Genomic DNA, 22,821 nt, shown 5'->3' with positions numbered 1-22,821 from the left:
ATGACAAATCTCTATAAGTTGTTCTCTGTGCGTCTTTTCATGACGCTATGTCTGAGCCTGCTGGCTGCTCTGTGCTTGTTCGGTCAAGCCAGCGCGGACGATAAAGTCGCTCCTGCTGCAACTAGCTCTGCTCCTGCCGCAGCCGTCGTTGCGCCAGCGACTAGCTCGGCTGCCGTTGCTGCACCAGTTGCTGCTGCTTCGGCCCCTGCTGCTGCTCCAGCTGCCGCTGCCCCTGCTGCTGCAGCTCCTGCCGAAGCTGCGCCACCAACGCCAAACAAGGGCGACACCGCTTGGATGATGGTGTCCACGTTGTTGGTGATTCTGATGACGATTCCTGGCTTGGCCTTGTTCTACGGCGGCTTAGTTCGCTCGAAAAACATGTTGTCGATCTTGATTCAAGTCTTCATGATTTTTGCCTTAATCATTGTCTTGTGGTGTGTTTATGGTTACTCGTTAGCATTCACTGAAGGTAACGCGTTCATCGGCTCATTGACTGGCCCTGATAGCCGTACATTCTTGAATAATATTTTTGATCCAGTTAAAGCCAGTTTCTCGACCGCTGCTACCTTTAGCAAAGGCGTTGTTATTCCTGAGTTTGTGTATGTTGCTTTCCAAGGTACGTTTGCAGCGATCACTTGCGGTTTGATCATTGGTGCTTTCGCAGAACGCGCTAAGTTCTCTGCTGTGTTGGCCTTCATCGTGTTGTGGTTCACTTTCTCTTACCTGCCAATCGCTCATATGGTGTGGTTCTGGACTGGTCCTGATGCAATCAAAGATGCGGCAACGGCGGCGGTGGAATTGGTTAAAGGCGGCTGGTTGCAACAAAAAGGCGCGCTTGATTTTGCCGGTGGTACCGTTGTTCATATCAATGCCGCGGTCGCTGGTTTGGTTGGTGCATTCATGATCGGTCGTCGTGTTGGTTACGGCAAAGAATCGATGGCTCCACATTCCTTAACAATGACAATGATCGGGTCTTCCTTGTTATGGGTCGGCTGGTTTGGTTTCAATGCCGGTTCTGCGTTAGAAGCTGGCGACATCGCTGCCTTAGCCTTCATCAATACCTTGTTAGCGACTGCTGCAGCGGCTGTTTCTTGGGTTGGTGGCGAGTGGATTACTAAAGGCAAACCATCGATGTTGGGTGGCGCATCTGGTGCGGTAGCTGGTTTGGTTGCGATTACTCCAGCATGCGGCTTTGTTGGTCCAATGGGTGCTTTGATCATCGGTTTGTTGGCTGGCGTAGTGTGCTTGTGGGGTGTCAATGGTCTGAAACGCTTAATCGGCGCAGACGATTCCTTAGACGTGTTTGGTGTGCATGGTGTCGGTGGTATCTTGGGTGCGTTGTTGACTGGTGTGTTTGCTTCACCAGCACTGGGCGGCCAAGGCATCATGGACTATGTCATTAACAAAACATCGACTGATCCATACAGCATCATTTCGCAAGTTACGATTCAAGGCGAAGCTGTGTTGACAACGATTGTTTGGTCTGGCGTGGTTTCGTTAGTCGCCTTTAAATTAGTGGATTTGGTTATCGGCTTACGTGTTCCTGAAGAAGAAGAACGCGAAGGTTTGGATATCTCTAGCCACGGTGAACAGGCTTATCACAATTAATTTGAAGTAGTTTTATGTAGTGTGTTTGATGGGGTGTAGTTTTTTAGCGCTTCCTTCGGGAAGCGCTTTTTTTATTGCCGGAAAGATAAATTTACAGGTATTATTTTCACGTTTTGAATTCTGATGGCGAGGCCAAAAAATGAAACGTAAATTCCAACAGCTAGCACGTAAAAATGGCCAAGAGGCAACCATCAAAGCCCGACGAGTGGCGGTCATATTGAGTTTGAAACCGACCAGTGAATATGGTCAGCGTTGGCTGATGGCGGAGGCCTTGCGGGTATCCAAAGTGGTTGAATACCACCTGCGCCAAGCCAATTTAATTGGACAATTAATTGAACGGATGGACGAAGAAATTAAGCTTAAAAATAACTATCCAGATCGCACCTTTGTTGTTTAAACGCCGATGCGATTGCAAATCCTTGTTAAATTACGATGCGCCATCCGCGTAGCGCCATGATCTTTAGAATCACCGCAAATACCGACGTGAAGCCAATCGAAAACATCATCGACGCAAATTCTGGGCTCACCGATGTAGCAAATAATGGCGCGACACCGCGTTGATAAATCACTTCGAACAAGCCCGTCCCGTACAAAATACAAATCCCAATCCACGAACCCGCATACGCAGCAATCGCGTTAATACCAAAGCTTCTACCAATGGCCGGCCAATTTTTTTGGTCAATCAAATAGTGCATGAGGCACAGTGCCAAGATACCAAACCCGCCCGTCCACAACACGAACGAAGACGTCCACAGTTGTTTATTGAGCGGCATATCTAACGACCACAATCCACCCAACGCAATCGCCACAACGCCCGCGATAAGCAACTGGCGTAACTGACCTCGACGCAGCCATTCACCAGCACGCACGCCCAATAACACGGTGGCTATCGATGGCAAGGTACTCAGTATTCCTTCGGGATCGTGCGCGAGTTTGGTGGCGGGATCAAATTGATAAGCAAGCTTGCCGAGCAGAGCGGTATCGACTTTGTCAGCTAAATTGAGCTCCGGCACATACACTCCGCGCAGCAAGGCCCAATAGCCGATCAATATCGCGGCGATTATTCCCCACTGAATACGCGCACTCTGAAACGTTAAATGCACCAACCCCACGACTGAAAAGCAAATCCCAATTCGCTGCAATACGCCAAATAAGCGAAAAGCTCGACCATCGATGAGCAACATCGCGATCACATGCAAGGCAATGCCCAGCAAAATTATGCGCCCACCGCGCAACACGACCGATTTTTTCGCCTTAGCTAAATCAATCACCGCACCGGGCTTTGGCGCCGTGATCGAACTCAGCGCTAAGCTGAGCGAAACGCCGACGATCAATAGAAAAAACGGGAAGATGAAATCGGCTGGATGGCATCCATTCCATTCAGCATGCTCCAACCAAGGATAAACGTGATCCCAGTCGCCCGCGTTATTTACCAATAACATCGCCGCGACAGTCAAACCGCGCAGAGCATCTATAGAAGAGTATCGAGCCATAGTTTTGGATGTGGAAAAAGGTTGGTATTTTTTTGTTCAAGCCAGTCGCTAAGACAGGCCAAAATCCAGCGTTAGCGAATGTGACTAACAAGAATTGAATTTAATAAAAAGCCAGCGTCATTTCACTGACGCTGGCAAAACACACTACGCATGAACTGGTATGGTTGACCAGGCTTGCTGATCAACGGCGAATTCGCTTTAGCTACGCTTAGTTAAGCCGAGTTAGCCTTAGTTAGTCTTAGTTAGTCTTAGTCACTTTACTCAAATGACGTGGCTTATCTGGATTCAAGCCACGCGCTAACGACAACTTTGCCGCCATCACGTAGAACGCCTGAATCGCAACGATAGGATCCAAATCCGGCGTAGCCGCGACAGGAATAGTCAAATTACGTTCGCTAATATCAGCAGGCGCCGCCAACAATACCCGCGCACCGCGACCACGCATTTCTTCAGCTAATTTAATCAAACCGGCTTGCGTTGGGCCACGCGTTGCAAAGATCATTAATGGGTAACCATCATCGATCAAGGCCATTGGGCCATGTTTGATTTCCGCACCGCTAAACGCTTCTGCTTGGATGGCTGAGGTTTCTTTAAACTTTAACGCTGATTCCAGCGCGATCGGGAAACTGATACCGCGACCGACCACCATGATGTTATTCGCCGGCGTTAACACGTCGATCGCTTCAGACCAATCAATGTCAGTGGCGGCGGCCAGTGAAGCAGGTAAATCTGCCAATGCAGCCAAAAATTCGGGATCGTTTTGCCAATGGCCGGCGAGCTGTGCAGCAGCGACTAAACTCGTTATAAAACTCTTGGTCGCCGCAACACTTAATTCGGCACCCGCATGCAAGGGCATGCACCATTGAGCGCTGGTTGCTAACGGTGAATTGGCATCGTTGACCAAAGCCACGGTAGTCGCACCACCTTCGCGGAAATAACGAATCGGCTCAATTACGTCCGGGCTTTGGCCGGATTGTGAAATCGCAATTGCCAAGGCATTTTTTGCTTGTAACGGTGCATTGAGCAATGTCACCAACGACATCGGCAATGAGGCAACAATTTTACCTAACCGCGACATGATCAAATACGCCGCATAAGCAGCGGCATGATCAGAACTACCGCGCGCAATCGTCAGCACGGAAGTCGGTGGATTGGAGCGCAGTGCATTACCTAATTCGGCAAAGCGGGCACCTTCTTGCGTTAATTGTTTGGCGACAAATTCAGCGGAAGAACAGGCTTCCTTATGCATTAACGAGGTCAATTTTTTCTCCTTCAACATAGACGGCTATTAAATTTAGATCGCGGTCCAACACCACGAAATCGGCATACGCTTGCGCTTGCAAACGTCCACGTTCTGTTACACCTAAATAGTCGGCCGCAAAGGTAGAAACTCGTTTTGATGCGTCGGCCAAATCGAGGCCGATACTGACTAAATTACGTAAAGCTTGATCCATGGTTAATGTGCTGCCCGCCAATGTTCCATCGGCTAACCGCACCCCACCTTGGCATTTATGAACTTGTTGCCGCCCCAGCATATATTGGCCATCAGGCATGCCAGAAGCCGCGGTCGAATCGGTCACGCAATATAGGTGCGGAATAGCGCGCATAGCAGCTTTAATCGCACCTGGATGCACATGCAACAAATCAGGAATAATTTCGGAATAATTGGCGTGCGCCAAGGCTGCACCAACCATGCCCGGCGCACGATGATCCAAGCGCGTCATGGCATTAAATAAATGGGTAAATCCGGCCGCGCCGTTTTCGAGCGCAGCAACGCCTTCTTCGTAGGTACCGAGCGTGTGACCCAATTGCACCTTCATGCCAATTGCGGTGAGTTGCTTTACCAACTCTAAATGACCTTCGATTTCTGGCGCTACGGTAATGAGTTTAATCGGCGCAATCGCGTCCAATTTTTGTACATCGCTTAGCGTCGCTTTTTGAGCGTAATCCGGTTGCGCGCCTAGCTTGCCGGGATTGATGTACGGGCCTTCTAAATGCACACCCAAAATCCGCGCCATGCCGGGTTGATGCTGCGTAATCGCACGGTTTATGCCTTGCAAGGCCTGCTCTAAATCGGATAACGGCGCTGTCATAGTGGTGGCGAGCAAACTGGTGGTGCCGTGCTGGGCATGCATGCGCGCAATGACTTGGGTTGCGTCGCCCGCTTCCATGGTGTCTTTGCCACCCGCGCCATGCACATGCAAATCGATGAAGCCGGGCAGAATATAATGCTGCGTATTCGATGCCGGATCAACCGATGCGCCCTCAATCGCATTGATGCGTTGATTGAACGTCACCGCGCCCAACACCCAGCCCTGCGGTGTCAAAATATTGCCGCTTAATTGGGATGCGATTTGATCGGCCTTGGTGACTAACGTGGCGTGTTGCACGGCTTGATTTTTTCCACTCATCTAAACAACTCCGCCACAAAGTCATAGTAATCACTGCGGCAATACGAATGCGTGAGTTCGATTGCGGTGCCGTTAGCGTGATAGCCAACGCGGGTAATAAACAGCATCGCGGCACCTTGCTTAATGCCGGCTAATTTGGCTTGCTCGGCGGTAGCATTTACAGCGCGAATATGTTGCAGTGCGCGTGTCGGCGCAGCGCCATTGGCGTCCAGATAGTTGTACAAACTATCGGTGACTAATTTTGGGTTCGGTAAATATTGCGAAGGAATCGTGCTGCTTTCAATCGCCATCACTACATTGTCTGCCGTGCGCAACCGTTTCAGACGCGATACCACCGTATTGGGTGACAAACCTAAAGACAAAATTTCTTCCGGTGCCGCGACACCGGTTTCACGCGACAACCATTGCGAACCCGGCAAAAAACCGCGTTGGCGTAATTCTTCACTGAAGTTCGTCAGGCGCGATAAAGGTTGTTCTAACTTTGGTGTGATGAAAGTGCCTGAACCTTGTTTGCGTGTAAGCAGTCCGCGCTCGCATAACATGTCTATCGCTTTACGCGCTGTTACGCGTGAAATCGACAATTGATCCGACAACGTGCGTTCGGACGGCAAGGCTTCGTCTGGCTGCCAAATACCGCCATGAATAGCAGTCGCTAATTTATTGGCTAATTGCAGATAAAGCGGTGTCGCGCTGTCGCTGTCTGGCTTGAAATCAGTTAACGGACTTAACATGTGTGCCTTCTTTAATTTTTTTTATCAGCAACAATGCACCTGATGCCGAATCTCCATGAGGGGGAACCACCCGACTTAATAAGTCTGCCGGCAGATATTTTTCCAATGGTTTTGCTAAGCCACCGCATAACGCAATCGGTAATGAATTGGTCTTATCCAACGCGAGCGCAATTTTAGCAATTTCCCGCCCGGCTTCCTGCATAATTTGCTCGACCACCGCATTTTTTTCTTGATTGGCAAACTTAATCACGATAGGCGCTAACTGCGCGTAACTGCCTTGATTGGCGTTGGCGAGCCAGTTAAACACCGCGTCTTTATGCCCTCCGCAATGTTCAATCACCGCCGCCGAAAACGCGCTGGCCTCTGCCCTGCCGTCAATTACTTGCTGAATATGGTTGATAGCACGCATGCCAATCCAAGCGCCACCGGCTTCATCGCCACAAGGAAAACCCCAGCCGCCGACCTCAAGGTGATTACCATCGGGCAGTAATGCTTCACCCACGCTACCGGTTCCAATGGCTACGATTCCGCCCGGCTTGCCCTGATGCGCACCCATGACGGTGGTATAGGCATCGGTGGCTAGTTGAAACAAACCAAAGCCAGGGTTTTTATCGGCAAACTGCGCCGCCCATTGCTTGTTATGCACACCCGCCAAACCCAAGCCAATACCAACGTTGGACAAATCTGGGCGCACTAAATGGACGCTAGCAAACGCATCGTTAATCGCATTGAGAATGGAAACCCACGCAGCATCCGCACCATTAATCAAGCCTGATGGACCGGCGATTCCGCGCGCAAATTCAACTCCATTGGCATCCGCCACAGCCACCCGCGTACCCGTTCCACCGCCATCAACACCGATTAAATGCGTAATTTGATTTGTCATACAAAGTCGTTTTGTCGCCGCTGAAATTGCCACCGATTTAACGTTACCGCTTCGGTGGAATTAGCTTGATTATAGTGTCCCTAAGTTGCCCCTAAGGATCACTTTATTCGCTTCACAAGTGGCTGTCAATAGGTATTTAAGTGGTATTGCAACTATTTTTACGCGATGCAGTAAAACCACTAAAAATAAGTTGGTTTTTATAGCAATTTACCGCTTTATTCATACCGATTTTTGATTGATTTTTACAAACCCGAAATCGGCTTCCTCATTTATGCGATGTGCACATAAACCAAGGTATAGAAAGTCGGAGGAGCAAGCGCCTAAGTCGCTCGCTGCGCAGTGATTTTTTTGGTCTTAAAAAAGTAAAATTAATTGGCCCAGCGGCGCACGAACAAGGATCGCTGCATCGCATTTTTTCACCAATTAATTGTGTCTAGCTCAAGAAGGCTTTTCAGGTTTTTAGATCGACTCTAGTGTTAAAATAAATCCGCAATTTTTCTCTTAAAGCGAAGAACAATTTATAAAAAATTTCGCTCAAAAAGCCGGTATTTCTCAGGGCTTTTTGCAAACCAATTTTTTGTCCGGTGAATAAAAATGAAAGTTAACAACATCGTCATCATTGGTGGTGGTACCGCAGGCTGGTTGGCAGCAAATCATTTGGCTGTTGAACTGCGTGCCGAAACCGACATCACTATTACCGTCATTGAATCGCCTGAAATTGGCATCATTGGCGTGGGCGAAGGAACTGTTCCGCATATTAAAAAGTCGCTAATGAAATTCGGCATTTCTGAAGCTGAATTGCTTGCCACTTGCGACGCTACCTTTAAAAAAGGAATTAAATTTAGTAATTGGATGAATCCATCCGCAGCCAATCCGAGTAACAGCTATTACCACCCGTTCACTTCGCCTTTCCCGGGTGGCGTCGATGTGACAGCGCGTTATTTGAGCAATCCACAACACATGAACTTCGCCGAAGTAACCGAAGTTGCAGCCTTGGCGGATGCGATGAAAGCGCCCAAAAAAGTTTCATCCGCACCGTATGAAGGCGTCGTCAATTATGCCTACCATTTCAACGCGGTAAAGTTCGGAAAACTATTATCTAAAAATGCACGCGAACGTCTAAACGTAAAACATCTGTCCGCCACCATCGTTGATGCAAAATTGAATGAGCAAGGTGAGATTGCGTATTTGATTACCAAAGAAGGCGAGCACTTGCATTACGATTTTTATGTTGATTGCTCAGGATTTCATTCGCTGCTGTTGGGTAAATTGCTCAACGTACCCTTTGTCAATAAATCGAATCAATTGCTCACCGACAGCGCACTGGCGGTGCAATTGCCGACTGACGATAAAGTCGACATTGCGCCCTACACATTGGCGACCGCGCATTCGGCGGGATGGATTTGGGATATTCCGCTCACCACTCGGCGCGGCATCGGTTTCGTGTATTCCAGCGCGCACATGAGCGAAGAGGCGGCAGTGGAAAATATGAGCCGCTATTTACAGCTCGATGTCGATCAATTTTCACCACGTAAGATTCCGATGCGTATGGGTTACCGAGAAAAATTCTGGTGCAAAAATGTGGTGGCGTTGGGCTTGGCACAAGGCTTTGTTGAGCCACTCGAAGCGACCTCGATTTTTGTCACCGATTTCACCGCCGAATTATTTGCGCGCAATTTTTGCGTTGAACGTGAATCGATGTCGATTGCCGCCAATTACTGCAATAAAGTGGCCAACTATGCGTGGGAACGGGTGATTGATTTTGTGCAGATGCATTACTGCATTTCTGACCGACGCGATTCGGAATTTTGGCGCATCAATACCGAAGAAACACCGCGCTCGGATGTGTTGGCGGAACGGTTCGAAATGTGGCGCTATCATCCGCCCAAACAGACCGATTTTTTTAGCCGCTTTGATTTGTTTAACGTCGATAACTTTTTGTTTGTGCTGTACGGAATGAAGTACGCCACCAAGCCGAAAAATATGACGGATTACGAACAGCAGTTCTTTCATCGGGAAATCGCTGAGGTGCGGTTGCGGGAAGAAAAATTGCTGAAAGAATTGCTCGGTCACCGCGATTGGTTAGAGCGATTTAACGCAGCGTATCAACTCTCATTAGGATGATATGAGCCAACCCGTAGCCTTTGCCATTCGGATGCCGCCCGATATTGGCTCGATCCAAATTGGCAATCACCACGCAATCGTGGTGGATAATTTTTTGGAAAATCCGCAAGCCTTGGTTGCCGACGCCGTTGCACTGCAAAATCAATTTACGCCTTATCCAAAATTTGAGGATAAAAAAGGCTATCCGGGAATTCGCGCCGAAGCGCCTGCGACGTATTCCAGCGTCTTGGCCGGCTTAGTTGAGCCGCTGATTAAAGCCAATTTTAATGTGCCTCAACATGTGGACTTCCGCAAAAGCATTTGCGCTTATTCACTCACGACGATGCAGCCGGAGGAATTAGGCCCGTTGCAGCGAATTCCGCATTTTGATTCCAGCACGCCGCATCATTTTGCGGTGCTGCTGTATCTTTGTGATGAAAGTCATGGCGGAACGGGTTTTTATCGGCACAACGCCACCGGTTTTCAACAAATCACGGCAGACAATCGAGAGCATTATTTGGATGTGTCCTACCAAGAGATTAACGCCCAACTACCAAAGCAGCGTTATTTTGATAAGTCCGATGAGCGGTACACGTTCTTGGGAATGATTCCAGCGAAATTTAATCGCTTGGTGATTTATCATGGCAGTTTGTTGCATTCGGCTTGCGTGAATCCGGCGATTAGTTTGACCGATAATCCGAGCAAAGGTCGGCTAACACTAAATTCATTTTTTGATTTTAACGAACCTGATTAAACCTGATTAATCACGTTAAAAGAAGCGTCGTTTTGTAAGCTAGTTAGCACAAAAAAACCCAGCCTAGGCTGGGTTTTTTGTCATTGCTAAGTCAGATTAGAACTTGGCGCTGAGTGTTACTTTGTAAGTTGCTTCACCTAAGTAAGACCATGCTGGGTAGCCTAATTTCTGCGCTGGGCTAGACAGTTTGGCGTCAACTGGTGCTACACCGTATTCCACATCGTTGGCTTTGGTCAGGTTAGTCGCTTCAAACACCAAACGAACTTTTGGAGTGATGTTCCAACCAGCACTTGCATCTAACTGGCCATAACCTTGTTGCATACGATTACCGTAGTAACCAGTTTCACGCACCATGTACTCTGAACGGTAGTTATAAGCTAAACGCGCAAAGTATTGGGAGTTTTGCCAGTAGGTTACTAAGTTGGCGTTATTTTTCGACGACTGAGTAAACAAGTTGAGTTCATCCGCATAGCTCGATTTTGGCGCAACAGCATTGATCAACGTGTAGTTCGCTGAAACACCGAAGCCATTGTCAAACGAGTGGCTAGCTTGCAATTCCAAACCATCGATACGACCACCACCTGCATTCACGTACTGATTAACAGTCCAGCTATCTTTACCGCTGTCTGGGCTGACTACACCAATCGATTGGTTGATTGCTGTATTGGTCGTGATGAAGTTGTTGATGTTTTTATGGTAGTAAGTTGCTGCTAACAAGTTACCTTTGCCATAGTAATATTCCAAGCCCAAATCGAACTGGCTAGCCATTTGAGGCTTCAGACCAACGCTGCCTTTGGTGAAAATTTCATTGCCAGCGATCGTGTCTTGGTAACCAGCTTCGTTATACAAGAACATGTTGTCGAAGTTTGGACGAGTAATTGCTTGCGATGCAGTAAAGCGAGCAATGGTGTTCTTGTCGATGTCGTAGGCAACGTTCAAACTTGGCAATACGTAGTGATAGGTTGCTGAGTTCGAAATTTTCTTGGTGTTCCAACCTGCATTCGCGCCGATATCACCTGCAATATTGGTGCCGTCGAAAGCGTAGGCGGTACCGGTTGCGTTTGTACCGACGTAGCGCAGACCAAAGTTACCGTGGTATTTTTCGTGTGCAAAATCGAACATACCGTACAAGGCTGTGTTGTCCTCTTCCAGCTTACCGTAGCCAGAACGCTCTTCTGCCCAACCAGTAATATTGGCATTGGTGTTAGCCAACATCGCGCCAACGTTTGGTTTTGGTACTGACCAGCCCGGTGTGCCCAAAGCGATCGTGCCGCTGTACAGCGACGAAGTTGGCACTGTTACTGGGTTAGTTGCGAATGTGCTCGCGAAAACGCCTTGGTAGGAATCTTTCGAGAAGGTGTGTTGCGAGTAGCGCACACCGGTTTTGAATGATGTCAAACCATACGAATCCAGATCCATGGTCAAATCAACTTGGAAGGCATTTTCTTTGTCTTCGTTAGGACCTTTTGATGTTGCCCAAGCACCTTGTGGAGCTTCCATTGCTGGCAAGTTCGCCAATGAAACGCTTTGGTTAGTCGATGGGTTTACCAATAAGGTGTGACCAGTCGCATTGATTGTACCTGTCCATACTGGCAAGCTCGATGCCACGTTAGGATATGGATTAGTAGCGCTCAGTGCTGGCCAACCGTTGAAGTAGGAATAGTTAGTCGTTTCAGTCGTACCACCGTCCGATTTCGTCGTATTGATTACGCCGTCTAAACGGAAACCATTGCCTTTGTAATGCGAGTTAAATGTGAGCGTGTCGGAATTCATTTCCGCGCCACGAGCCCACGTTTGCAAGAATGGTGCGCTGTACGAGCTAGCTGGCAAGCCAGTTGGTGTGTTACTTGTGGTACAAACGCCTGCCGCATTTTTCGATGTGCAGAAGCTATCGCTTTGGAACAGATATTGGTTAGTGTTGGAGTTGTCTGCATGTTGAACCAAACGCAGGTAGTTCAAATCCATGTCCAATTCACGGGTTGGCTTGGCTTGCAAATCGATATTAAACGCTGAAGTTTTACGATCTTGCACAAAAGTACTTGGCTCAACGTCGTTAGACCACGTTGTGTCAGATTCCAAACCACGGCGGATATAAGTACCGTGATCCACTGCACCAGCGACTAAAACGCCGAATGTGTGTGCATCGTTTTTCCAGCTATATAAACCTGAAATACTTTTATCTGGGTCGGTACTGATGCTGCCTTTACCCACGCCAGCTGACAGGAAGCCGCTGTTGGCATCCATGTCCAATGGCTTTCTCGACTTAACAATAACTGTTCCGCCGATACCGCCTTCAGTCAAATCTGCTTGGGAAGATTTATATACATCGATACCGCCGATTAATGAAGAAGGCAGCAAAGAATAGTTGAATGAACGATCGACTGATTTTTGATCGTACCAACCCGTTGACGCAATCGTTTGACCATTCAATGTTGTGTAGGTCATTTGTGGATCGGAGCCACGTACCGAAACGGCTGAACCTTGGCCGAATTGACGACCAACGGATACGCCAGGAATACGGCCCAATGTTTCACCCACATCAGTGTCCGGCAATTTACCGATATCTTCGGCCGATACGGCGTCAACTACCGCGTCAGAATTACGCTTGATATTGACTGCACTTTGCATCGAAGCACGAATACCAGTTACAACCACTTGCGACGCTTGATCTGGTTGTGTTGTCTGATCTACTTGTTGCGCTTGAGCGGCAATGCTCAAGGTCAACATGGCGACTGCCGATGCTATTGGTGTTAGATTTTTTTTCATTTGATCCCCATCCATGATGGTCTTGAACTATGTCAGACCTGTTTTTTGATTTTTAGACTCTAGCCACGTTAACTTACCGACTATCAAGTTACCTGTGCCAAAGCCTACCTGTACCACCTCATCAAAAATGAATTTGATGTCCACCCCCCTAAAGCAAATCATTCCTTCTCGTTCAAACGTTTCCGTTAAAAAAGTTAAATGACTGATGGCAACTTTAAATATGACAAAAGTGGTTGTCAAGCGGTATCTACGTGGTATTACTTACTGTTTTACTGGTATCTTTTTTAAAAAGCACGATTTTTGTTAAGCTATTGATTTAAAACATAAAGTACGATTTTTTCTTGCGGTTTTTGCGCAACTGGTCTTGTTGGTGTTTTTTCATCACCACAAAGACTTACGCCAGAATTACAACACTTTGTCTTAAGTGGTACTTTCGGGGCTGGTGAGCAGGCATAAAATAGCCCCATCTGGGGCTTTTAAAATCAATGCTTTATCGTATTTTTGTTGGCAAAACATGGTTAGATGACGGTAATAAAGTGGCATTGGCCGCTGCTGAGTTATTTTTTACGTTCAACGAGTTCAATCTCAAACAAACTAGGCCAATGTTTTCCGGTAACAAAGAGACGGCGGGTTTTGCTGTCATAAGCAATACCATTTAGCACATCGTCGACACCAAACCACTTGGTATCGATAATACCAGTTAGATCGATAATGCCCACGATTTGGCCGCTACTGGGGTTGATTCTAACGATCTGATTTAAGCCCCAAACGTTGGCGTAAATTTCGCCTTCTACCCATTCCAATTCGTTTAGACGATCGACATCGCGGCCATCTAGGGTGACATGAATACGCCGAATTTCTTGCAACGTTTTGGGATTTAATACGCGGATGTTGGCCGTTCCGTCGCTCATGTAAAGGTTTTCTTTGTCGTTAGTCAGCGCCCAACCTTCGCCGGAGTAGGAAAACGATTTTTTTTGCTTAAACGTGGTCGCGTCATAGACGAAGCCGATTTTATTCTGCCAGGTCAGCGCAAAAAGTTCGTTGCCGAAAATGGTGATGCCTTCGCCGAAATATTCTGGCGCAACGTCGATTTTCTTAAGTACTTTCCCGGTCTTCAACTCCAGCTTACTAATCGTCGATTTACCCTTCAAACCAGTACTTTCGTATAGAAATCCGTCTTTGATCAACAAGCCTTCGGTAAAAGCATTGACGTCGTGCGGATAGACGTTTTTGATGGTGTAGCCATAGACTTGAACCGCTGCGCTAGCAGGCTGCGCAGCAACCAAAAGTAGCACGATGGCTGCTAGCCAAATTGTGTTTTTGCCGTTCAACATTGTTCGAAGAAATTTCAATTAATACCTCGCTGAATAATCATCACATCGTGCTACTGCCGCCCGCGCTCATGCGCCGACGCGCCAAGACAGTGGATCGTAGCTTAAGCCCATGTCAGGCACAACCCAATTTACCTTTCTATACTTTTCTCCCGTTCAGGCGGCGGACATTAAAAGCCGGGCAATTTTGCCACCGTCCTCGTAATACCACCGCCTATTTGCTTGATTGCAGAACTGTTAAATACCCTACTCAATCAATCACTTAAAAGTTAACTTTTTCGCCACTGCAACTTCGTTGCGCATGCGTCTAATACCAGTTTGATACCGGTTGACATCGCTTCCTGACGCCCATAAAGTTAATTTTAAATCAATATAAATTGGAAATTTTTGTAGGCTTTTTAATTGATTTAAGCGAGCAATTCAATGCGCCAGCATCGCTTTGCACACCAGAGTTAACGTAGAAGGAGACACGCAATGACCTATAAACCAACCCCGATCGCCGCTGGCATCAGCGCCATGTTTGCGCTCACGCTGTGCGCGCCGACGCAGGCCCAACAAGCGCCGCCAGCCTCCACCCCGTCAGAACCTGTCGAGCAAATTATCGTAACGGGAGTGCGCGCTTCCATGCAAAAGTCACTCAACCAAAAGCGCGAAAACGAAGCCTTGGTCGAGATCATCACCGCCGAAGATATCGGCAAAATGCCCGATAAAAACGTGGCCGACTCGCTTTCCCGCGTCTCGGGAGTCACCACCACCAGCGCTGGTTCGTCCGAGGGATCGTTCGGTGAAAATGAGCACGTACAGATGCGCGGGTTGTCGTCACAATTCACACTCACTACCTTGAACGGACACAGCGTCTCAAGCGGCGACTGGTTCGGCCCCAACATCGCGGCGGGCGGTCGCAGCGTGAGCTACACCTTGTTGCCATCGGACTTAGTTGGACAAATTACGGTGTACAAATCGGCACAGGCAGATTTGATTGAAGGTGGTGCAGCAGGAACGGTGGATATTGATACTCGCAAGCCATTATCGTTTCCGCAAAAACTGACCTTCTCAGCAACGGTTGAGGGCGCATATGGCTCCGCGTCCAAAAAAACCGATCCGAGTGTCAGCGCCTTGGTTAACTGGAAAAATGACAGCAACACTTTCGGGCTTTTGGCGCAAATCTTTTCGCAGGAACGCAGCCTACGCCGCGCAGGTTCCGAGGGTATTTGGTGGGATACCGTGCCGGCCAATCAGCCCAATGCGTCGCTCGATGGAGCGAAGGCCAGTTATTTAAGCGGCGCGGTGTTGTTCGAACAAAAGCGTAAGCGCCAAGGTGGTTATTTAGAAGCGCAATGGAAACCGCAAAACAACATTACGTTAGATTTATCGGGCTTTAGTTCGGTCATGGATGCGCAGAACTTTAATACCAACTTTATGGCCAGCACGATTAACGGCTTCAACGGGCCCGGCTGGAACCAGAATCCAGCCAATCCAATTACGGTTAATAAAGTGGGCAACACAATTACCTCGATTTTTTTTGGCCCTAATTCGTTCGGCGGCAACAACGCAGGCGCTTACTCGGTTATTGAGGATGTCGCAATTCGCCCCGACGCGCGCACCGATTCACGTTTTATTAATTTGGATGCGAAATGGGTGGTCAATAAAGACCTTACCTTAAGCAGCAAACTCGGCCGCACGCTCGGCAGCGGAAAAACCACTGACGTTGGCTTCGAAGTCGCCAGCGCGTGGAACCAAGGCGCGGGATACACCCAAGATTCCAACGGCATCTTGGTTCTTAACGTTCCGGGCGGCGATAAATTTGTGCCGGGCGGTTATGGAATTGGTGGCTGGGGCAGTTACAACCGTTCAGACGATTCGGAAAATTATGGCCAAGTCGATGGCACATTAAAGCTGGCCTTTGAGGCTGTTCCATCCATCCAATTTGGAACCCGCTTTGCCCGCCATGAACGCAATTTAAGTGTCACGCAACTATCGCTTGCACCGGGCTCGAGCGACGAAACACAGATTCCGGTCTCGGCAATCCAAAATTACGACTCCGATTGGTATGGAAAACTGCCCACCAATCCGACGCCTGGATTTAGACCCTTTAAGATCAGCAATGCCTATGTCATGTCTTGGCTAGCGCAACACGGCAGCTTTGATAAGCGCTCGGTGCAATCGAGTTTTAACATCAAAGAAAACACCGCGGCGGCCTATGTCATGGCCAACTTACTGCCGCAGGAAAGCGTCTCGGGTAACGTCGGCGTGCGGGTAGTTCGCACTAGCGAAGACATCGTCGCGTTCTTACCCGGCGGCTTGCCGGAATACGATAATAGCTTTGTCGATGTGTTACCCAGCCTTAACTTACGCTTCGATTTAACGCCGCGCTTAGTCGGTCGGCTGGCCTTGAATCGCGGCATGTCACGCCCCGACTTTGGGCAATTGGCGGGCGTGACATTAGAAGACTTGCAACGAACCGGCGTGGGCAGCAATCCTTATCTCAAACCGATCCGCAGCAATAATATCGACGGTTCGTTGGAATGGTATTTCGCGCCAAAGTCGATGTTGTCAGCTGGTTTGTATTACAGCAAATTGCAGGGCGTGATTTCGTACACCCATCAAAACATGCCGTTTGAAAACCAAGCGCAAGGCAATGCGATCATGCCGTACAGCATGTCGATGCCAGTCAATGCCGATGGCAATATCAAGGGCGTCAATTTGGCCTACGAACAAGGCTTTGAGTCAGGCTTTGGTGTGCTCGCTAATTACACCTACGCCAACGGTAAGCAAACGTCTGTGCTGGCTAATGGCACTTGCAATGGCTCAGCGACGCAAGATTGTTCCTTGTACGGCACGTCCAAGGATTCCTATAACCTGGGCGCGTACTACGAAAACGACCGCTTTAGCGCACGGCTTTCTTGGACGTATCGCACGACCTATAAACTAGGCAATCGCGGCGGCAATGATTACTTCCAAAACGGAAATGGCTCACTCAATTTTTCGGCTAACTACAATCTAAACAGCAATGTCGCCCTAACGTTTTCGGCACAAAACTTAAACGATCCACTGCTCAAAACCTACGTCACCGATACCAGCCAAGTTACCGGCGTATATAAAAACGGGATGATGATTTATGCGGGCGCGCGGGTTAAGTTTTAGCTAGGTGAAGCAATCGGGCATTGCTGGGCTTGGCGCTTAGCGATGCCTTAAATCGTTACGACTGAATTGAAATAAGGCGTCGGATTTCCATTGGCGGCTAACAATCTTAAATGCTCCGACATTGCCTAACCGATCAAGAAGCGGTCAAACGGATCGCGATGCAGATCGCGCAAAAGCTCGACCAGCGCCGCATGTGTCGCGCCAACAGCTAGCTCCTTGAAGCCATTCGGCTCAATCTCGGCACTCAATGCATTAATGTCCACGTCCAAGCTTTTCATACCGCATACGAACGAGCTTGGCAGTCGGCTTCACCGCTTCGGTGATAGTGATTTCTTCGACTGCTACGGCGGAATCGACTCAGCGGGAAAATCAAATTGCTAGATGATTTGCGGGGCACAACATTATCGGCCGCGCAGCGTCTTTGTTGATATTTTTACAGTTGTTTAATCTGGTTGACAGCCATCTCTAAGCGCTTCCTTCTAATTTAAACAGTCAACTCAATCGCCTAGGGTCGCGTTCTAGGAGTACGTAGATTGACTACGCAACTTAAACCAAACGAGGAAATACCATGAACAAGCTGATCACCACTTTCGTTGCTGCCACCTTAGTAATGGGTGCAGCTTTTGCTCAAACTCCAGCAACATCGACTACACCTGCAACGCCAAAACCAGCGGCGGCACCGGTAGCGATGTCGGCACCGACAACTAGCACAACCAACGCAGCAACAGCGGCAAAACCAGTCGCTCCGGTTGCAGCAGTAACACCGACTAAAGTCGATAAATCGACTAAGGTTGCCAGCAAGCCTGTAGCCTCCAAAACTACGACTAAAGCTGAGCTTAAACCTGAACCAAAAGCGGCTGCTAAAACGACACCGAACTCAGCAATGAATTCGACTAGCAAAGCGCCAAGCAACGTAGCAGCGGTTAAGCCTGTGAGCAAAACAGTTGTGGCACCGGTAGCGAAAGCACCTAGCGTCCCAGCTAAAAAAGTAGCAAGCCACACGACTAAAGCGACTCAAACAGTTGCCATGCAAAAGGTCACTGCGAAAGCAACTAGCAAAGTAGATGCCAAGCCTGCTGTAACAAAAACTTCGGCTGTTAAGTAATCAAAACGTAAGCCGACGTTGACATAAAAAATGGCGCAATGAGATCAATACTCATTGCGCCATTTTTCTATTGCGCTACAGAAGATCAATTCAAAAAAATTGCAGTGATCGTTACTGTTAGCTGCTTAATTACTTCGCGCGCTTCAACGCTTTTAATAAACCTTTGGTCGAGCTGTCGTAATCTTCTTTGACCGCTTCCGGCTGCAAGCTAATTAATTGCTGCGCTAAGGACTTGCCTAACTCCACGCCCCATTGATCGAACGCATTGATATCCCAAATTACCGATTGCACGAAGACTTTGTGCTCGTACAACGCGATCAACGCGCCTAAGGATTTAGGGCTAAGTTCATCGAGCAAGATTGTCGAGCTTGGGCGATTGCCTTCAAAGACGCGGTGCGGCAACAATGTTTCCGACACATCCGGCAATTCAGCGCGCACTTGGCTGATGTCTTTACCCAACGCCATCGCTTTCGATTGCGCAAAACAATTGGCTAACAACGCTTGATTATGTCCCGGCAAACCGGCATCGTCTTCCGCCACAACGATAAAGTCGGTCGGAATAATCGTCGCTCCTTGATGCAGCAATTGGAAGTACGCATGTTGACCGTTGGTACCTGCTTCGCCGAATAAAATTGGTGAAGTCGCGTAGTCAACCCGTTGGCCTTCGCGTGTCACGGACTTACCATTACTTTCCATTTCGAGCTGCTGCAAATACGCTGGCAAACGCGCCATACGTTGGTGATACGGCGCGATCGATAAAGCTTGCAAACCGAGGAAGTTAATATTCCACACCCCAAGCAATGCCATTAACACCGGCAGATTTTTTTCTAGCGGCGCTTGCTGGAAATGCAAATCCATCTCGTGTGCGCCCGCCAGCATTTCTTCAAAGTGATCGGCGCCAACATATAACGCAATCGACAAACCAATCGCACTCCACACCGAATAACGACCACCGGCCCAGTTCCAAAATGGGAAGACGTTTTCAGGTGCGATACCGAATTTGGCTGCCGCGTCGACGTTGGTACTCAAGGCGACAAAATGTTGACGGATTTGATCGTCCGGGCAGCCGTGTGAGAGCATCCATTCACGCGCTGTTTTGGCGTTGGTCAAAGTTTCCATGGTGCTGAACGTTTTAGACGCCACCACAAACAAGGTGGTTTCTGGTTCGGCATTTTTTAACGCGTCGGTTAAGTGCCGACCATCGACGTTCGAGACAAAATGCAGCAGTAGATTTTTTTGCGACCACGGCGCTAAGGCGATACAGGCCATTTGTGGGCCAAGATCAGAACCACCAATCCCGATATTAACAATCGTGCGAATTGGTTTGCCGGTGTAACCAAGCCAACGACCTTCGCGCACAGCGTCGCTAAAGGTACGCATTTGCTGTAATACTTGGTGCACGCTTGCGGCGATGTTTTCACCGTTATGAATAAATTGCTCGCCTTTTGGTAAGCGCAACACCGTGTGCAATACCGCGCGATTTTCGGTGTGATTAATGGCTTCTCCGGCAAACATCGCGTCGCGCCGCTCTTCCACCTTTTGTTGACGCGCTAAGGCTAATAAATTGAGCTTGGCGGTGGTGTCTAAACGTTGTTTTGAATAGTCCAACAAAATGCCACACGCCGAGGCAGAGAAATGGTCAAAGCGTTTAGGATCGGCTTTGAATAATTCTTTGATGCTGGGTGTGTTGGTGGCGCGTTGTTGCAGTAAGCACCACAGCGACGAATGTGAAACGGAGGTAGTCATTATCTTTTCCAATGTAATCTGAATTACCAAGACTTCTAATCGTGTTACTAACGTTGGTCTCTACAACGTTTATTTACGCGCACCGGCTTGCGCGGCAGCGGCGGCCAATTGACCAATCGCAGCCCAATCTTTGGCATCAATTAATGATGCTGGACACATCCATGAACCGCCTACGCACAATACGTTAGCTTGGGTTAACAATTGCGGAGTGGATTCTACGGTCACGCCGCCGGTTAAGCAGAATTTGACGTCAGGGAAAGGGCCGCCTAAGGCTTTAGCCATTTTGGTGCTGCCAACGATGTCGGATGGGAATAATTTGACGATGTTAAAGCCGTGTTCCAACGCCAGCATCAAGTCACTCGCGCCACCCACACCGGGGAAATACGGCAAACCAGAATTGGCGGCGGCTTTTGCTAAGACTGGCGTGATACCTGGGCTGATACCGAATGCCGCGCCGGTGTCGATTACTTGATGCAATTGCTGTTCGGTCAAAATCGTGCCGGCACCAACGCACACGGTTGGGCAAGCTTTAACGACTTCAGCCAAGACCTTCATCGCATTCGGCGTGCGCAGGGTAATTTCGACGGCGGTCAAACCGTTTTCGGCCAAGGTTGCAACGGTGCGAATGGCGTTCTGCGCATCGTCCGCGACCAAGATTGGCAAGACGCGAATTTGATTTAACTGCGCAACGATTTGATTCATTTTTGTGCTGATATTCATGATTGTCTCTTTCTACTTTCTACTCAAATTACAAGGATGTTGAGGTCGCCGCTGCGGGCATTTAATCGATAAATAAAGTCGATGCACCGCGCTCTGGCGCTGTCACAAAACGACGCTGATTGATGAATAATTCGCGCCCAAAATCGACTGTTCCATCAACGCCCGAAGGACGCAATACACGCGGTGCGCGGGCAGCGAATTCGGCTTCCGGCACCAATACATTTAACACGCCGGTATGCACGTCTAACTCGACTAAATCGCCATCTTGCACCCGCGCTAACGGGCCACCGTTGGCGGCTTCTGGGCTGATGTGTAAGGCGGCCGGCACTTTGCCGGACGCGCCGGACATACGACCATCGGTGACCAACGCGACTTTAAATCCAGCCGACATCAAGCTACCCAAGACCGGTGTGAAATGATGGAGTTCCGGCATGCCGTTGGCTTGTGGGCCTTGGAAAATCACCACGGCCACAAAATCCATATTCAGTTGACCCGCTTTGAAAGCCTTGACCAACGCGTCTTGCGATTCAAATACTTTTGCTGGTGCGCGGATAGTCCACGCGTCCGCAGGAACCGCCGATGCTTTCACCATGGCACGACCTAAATTACCGTTTAATAAGCGCAGTCCGCCGGTTGGAGCAAATGGCTCTGCCACCGAACGCACAACGTCTTTATTGGTGGATTCCACTGGTAGCTCCAACCATTCGATCTTGTCGCCATCGTGATCTTGAACTAGCGAAGGCTGGCGCGTGTGTCCAGCTAAACCTTGATCGCCATAGACGGTTTTCACATCCGCATGCATCAAGCCCGCGTTGATTAATTCGCGCATTACAAATACTGGTCCGCCAGCATCTTCAAACTCGTTGACGTCGGCAGTACCGTTTGGATAAACCCGCGACAACAACGGAATGACCGCCGAGAGTTCATCAAAATCCTGCCAGTCAATCAAAATCCCCGCTGCGCGTGCGACCGCAATCCAGTGGATGGTGTGATTGGTCGAGCCGCCCGTTGCCAGCAGCGCGATGATGGCGTTGACGATGGCTTTTTCATTGACGACATGACCAATCGGCGTGTAGTTATTGCCTTGCTCGGTGAGGCTAATCACGCGCTCAACTGCGGCATCCGTTAAAGCGTGGCGCAAAGGTGAGCTTGGATGGATGAAGGACGCGCCGGGCAAATGCAAACCCATTGCTTCTAACAACATTTGGTTGCTGTTGGCAGTGCCGTAGAAAGTACAAGTACCGGCGCTATGGTAGGCGGCGCTTTCGGCGGCCAATAATTCTTCTTGGGTGGCTTTGCCTTGAGCGTAGCGTTCACGCACCGCGGCTTTTTCTTTATTCGACAAACCCGAACCCATTGGGCCAGCAGGAATAAAAATCGTTGGCAAATGACCAAAGGCCAACGCACCGATTAACAAACCCGGCACGATTTTGTCGCAAATACCTAAGCACAGCGTCGCATCGAACGCATCGTGCGACAAGGCGACTGCGGTTGCTTGGGCAATCACGTCGCGTGAGAACAGCGACAATTCCATGCCCGGGCGACCTTGGGTCACGCCATCGCACATGGCGGGTACGCCGCCAGCCACTTGGGCTGTTGCACCAAAACGCAAAGCGGTTTCTTTAATTTGGTCAGGATAGGTCGCGTAAGGTTGATGCGCCGACAACATATCGTTGTAGGCCGTTACGATACCGATATTGGGCTTTTGAGCTTGGTTGAGCCAAATTTTGGTCTTAGGCTCAGCGGCCGCATTGGCGTGCGCTTGGTTAGCGCAAGACAGTTGACCGCGTCGAGTAGGACGACCGCGGAACTGCTCAATGCGCGCTAAATAAGCGGCGCGTAGATCTTTGCTGCGTTCTGTTATACGCTGAGTTACTTGCGCAATGACAGGATGAATTGGGGTAGGTGTGGACGTGGTAGTTGTCATGGTCATTTAGCTTGCCGAGGTCAGAATAGGTTTACGGTAGCACATAAATATGTAATAAACTTTCATTTATGCCGTTTTTTACAAAAATATTTCGAT

17 protein-coding genes are annotated in these 22,821 nt (G+C 49.0%); 6 read left to right on the top strand and 11 right to left on the bottom strand.

Features of this window, described 5'->3' with window-relative positions; all coding sequences use genetic code 11:
• Both E2I14_RS18035 and E2I14_RS18030 read left to right on the top strand, forming a co-directional pair.
• The gene (locus E2I14_RS18035) at positions 1–1,608 is read left to right on the top strand and encodes an ammonium transporter (RefSeq protein ID WP_406675724.1); all 1,608 of its coding nucleotides are present in this window, start codon (positions 1–3) and stop codon (positions 1,606–1,608) included.
• A 139-nt stretch (positions 1,609–1,747) separates the two neighbouring features.
• Positions 1,748–2,005 carry a hypothetical protein gene (locus tag E2I14_RS18030; RefSeq protein ID WP_133331125.1) on the top strand — a complete coding sequence of 86 codons (258 nt, stop codon included), beginning with the start codon at positions 1,748–1,750 and terminating at the stop codon, positions 2,003–2,005.
• Positions 2,006–2,030: 25 nt separating this feature from the next.
• On the opposite strand, the gene E2I14_RS18025 is transcribed toward E2I14_RS18030, so the two are convergent.
• The 5 genes from E2I14_RS18025 to E2I14_RS18005 form a co-directional block, all read right to left on the bottom strand.
• Entirely contained in the window at positions 2,031–3,101 is a 1,071-nt protein-coding gene (locus E2I14_RS18025; protein WP_133331123.1) for an acyltransferase family protein, read from the bottom strand.
• A gap of 238 nt (positions 3,102–3,339) precedes the next feature.
• Complete coding sequence (locus E2I14_RS18020; protein WP_227544797.1) at positions 3,340–4,362, bottom strand: SIS domain-containing protein; 1,023 nt, start codon at positions 4,360–4,362, stop codon at positions 3,340–3,342.
• Positions 4,343–5,512: an N-acetylglucosamine-6-phosphate deacetylase gene (gene nagA / locus E2I14_RS18015; RefSeq protein WP_406675723.1), complete on the bottom strand. Its 1,170-nt coding sequence runs from the start codon at positions 5,510–5,512 to the stop codon at positions 4,343–4,345. The genes E2I14_RS18020 and nagA overlap by 20 nt, the downstream gene beginning before the upstream one ends.
• The gene (locus tag E2I14_RS18010) at positions 5,509–6,243 is read right to left on the bottom strand and encodes a GntR family transcriptional regulator (RefSeq protein WP_133331121.1); all 735 of its coding nucleotides are present in this window, start codon (positions 6,241–6,243) and stop codon (positions 5,509–5,511) included. The genes nagA and E2I14_RS18010 overlap by 4 nt, the downstream gene beginning before the upstream one ends.
• A complete protein-coding gene (locus E2I14_RS18005; RefSeq protein WP_133331119.1) occupies positions 6,224–7,129 on the bottom strand; it encodes a BadF/BadG/BcrA/BcrD ATPase family protein in 906 nt (301 codons plus the stop codon). The genes E2I14_RS18010 and E2I14_RS18005 overlap by 20 nt, the downstream gene beginning before the upstream one ends.
• Positions 7,130–7,723: 594 nt before the next feature.
• Here E2I14_RS18005 and E2I14_RS18000 point away from each other — a divergent pair.
• Positions 7,724–9,253: a tryptophan halogenase family protein gene (locus E2I14_RS18000; RefSeq protein WP_133331117.1), complete on the top strand. Its 1,530-nt coding sequence runs from the start codon at positions 7,724–7,726 to the stop codon at positions 9,251–9,253.
• A gap of 1 nt (position 9,254) precedes the next feature.
• The gene (locus E2I14_RS17995) at positions 9,255–9,986 is read left to right on the top strand and encodes a DUF6445 family protein (RefSeq protein WP_206105677.1); all 732 of its coding nucleotides are present in this window, start codon (positions 9,255–9,257) and stop codon (positions 9,984–9,986) included.
• Between the two features lie 96 nt (positions 9,987–10,082).
• On the opposite strand, the gene E2I14_RS17990 is transcribed toward E2I14_RS17995, so the two are convergent.
• Both E2I14_RS17990 and E2I14_RS17985 read right to left on the bottom strand, forming a co-directional pair.
• On the bottom strand, positions 10,083–12,752 hold the full coding sequence (locus tag E2I14_RS17990) for a TonB-dependent receptor (RefSeq protein WP_206105676.1): 2,670 nt from the start codon (positions 12,750–12,752) through the stop codon (positions 10,083–10,085).
• Positions 12,753–13,309: 557 nt separating this feature from the next.
• Positions 13,310–14,104, bottom strand: a complete 795-nt coding sequence (locus tag E2I14_RS17985) for a glutaminyl-peptide cyclotransferase (protein WP_227544795.1) — start codon at positions 14,102–14,104, stop codon at positions 13,310–13,312.
• 453 nt (positions 14,105–14,557) lie between these two features.
• On the opposite strand from E2I14_RS17985, the gene E2I14_RS17980 reads away from it, so the two are divergent.
• Positions 14,558–17,227 carry a TonB-dependent receptor gene (locus tag E2I14_RS17980; protein ID WP_133331113.1) on the top strand — a complete coding sequence of 890 codons (2,670 nt, stop codon included), beginning with the start codon at positions 14,558–14,560 and terminating at the stop codon, positions 17,225–17,227.
• A gap of 125 nt (positions 17,228–17,352) precedes the next feature.
• Here E2I14_RS17980 and E2I14_RS19390 read toward each other — a convergent pair whose 3' ends face one another.
• Positions 17,353–17,505, bottom strand: coding sequence for a type II toxin-antitoxin system VapC family toxin (locus E2I14_RS19390; protein WP_165967892.1), 153 nt, complete (start codon positions 17,503–17,505; stop codon positions 17,353–17,355).
• A 290-nt stretch (positions 17,506–17,795) separates the two neighbouring features.
• Here E2I14_RS19390 and E2I14_RS17975 point away from each other — a divergent pair, with 290 nt between their 5' ends.
• A complete protein-coding gene (locus E2I14_RS17975; protein WP_133331111.1) occupies positions 17,796–18,332 on the top strand; it encodes a hypothetical protein in 537 nt (178 codons plus the stop codon).
• A 129-nt stretch (positions 18,333–18,461) separates the two neighbouring features.
• Here E2I14_RS17975 and pgi read toward each other — a convergent pair whose 3' ends face one another.
• From pgi to edd, 3 genes are all read right to left on the bottom strand, one after another.
• Positions 18,462–20,078, bottom strand: coding sequence for a glucose-6-phosphate isomerase (gene pgi, locus E2I14_RS17970; RefSeq protein ID WP_133331109.1), 1,617 nt, complete (start codon positions 20,076–20,078; stop codon positions 18,462–18,464).
• A gap of 69 nt (positions 20,079–20,147) precedes the next feature.
• On the bottom strand, positions 20,148–20,798 hold the full coding sequence (gene eda, locus E2I14_RS17965) for a bifunctional 4-hydroxy-2-oxoglutarate aldolase/2-dehydro-3-deoxy-phosphogluconate aldolase (RefSeq protein WP_133331107.1): 651 nt from the start codon (positions 20,796–20,798) through the stop codon (positions 20,148–20,150).
• A gap of 61 nt (positions 20,799–20,859) precedes the next feature.
• Positions 20,860–22,731: a phosphogluconate dehydratase gene (edd, locus tag E2I14_RS17960; RefSeq protein WP_227544793.1), complete on the bottom strand. Its 1,872-nt coding sequence runs from the start codon at positions 22,729–22,731 to the stop codon at positions 20,860–20,862.
• Between the last annotated feature and the right edge of the window lie 90 nt (positions 22,732–22,821).

It is taken from the genome of Sapientia aquatica (assembly GCF_004358105.1).
GTDB classification, from domain to species: domain Bacteria; phylum Pseudomonadota; class Gammaproteobacteria; order Burkholderiales; family Burkholderiaceae_D; genus Solimicrobium; species Solimicrobium aquaticum.
The sequence above is the reverse complement of the archived record's forward strand: the minus strand, read 5'-3'. Positions and strand labels throughout refer to the sequence as shown.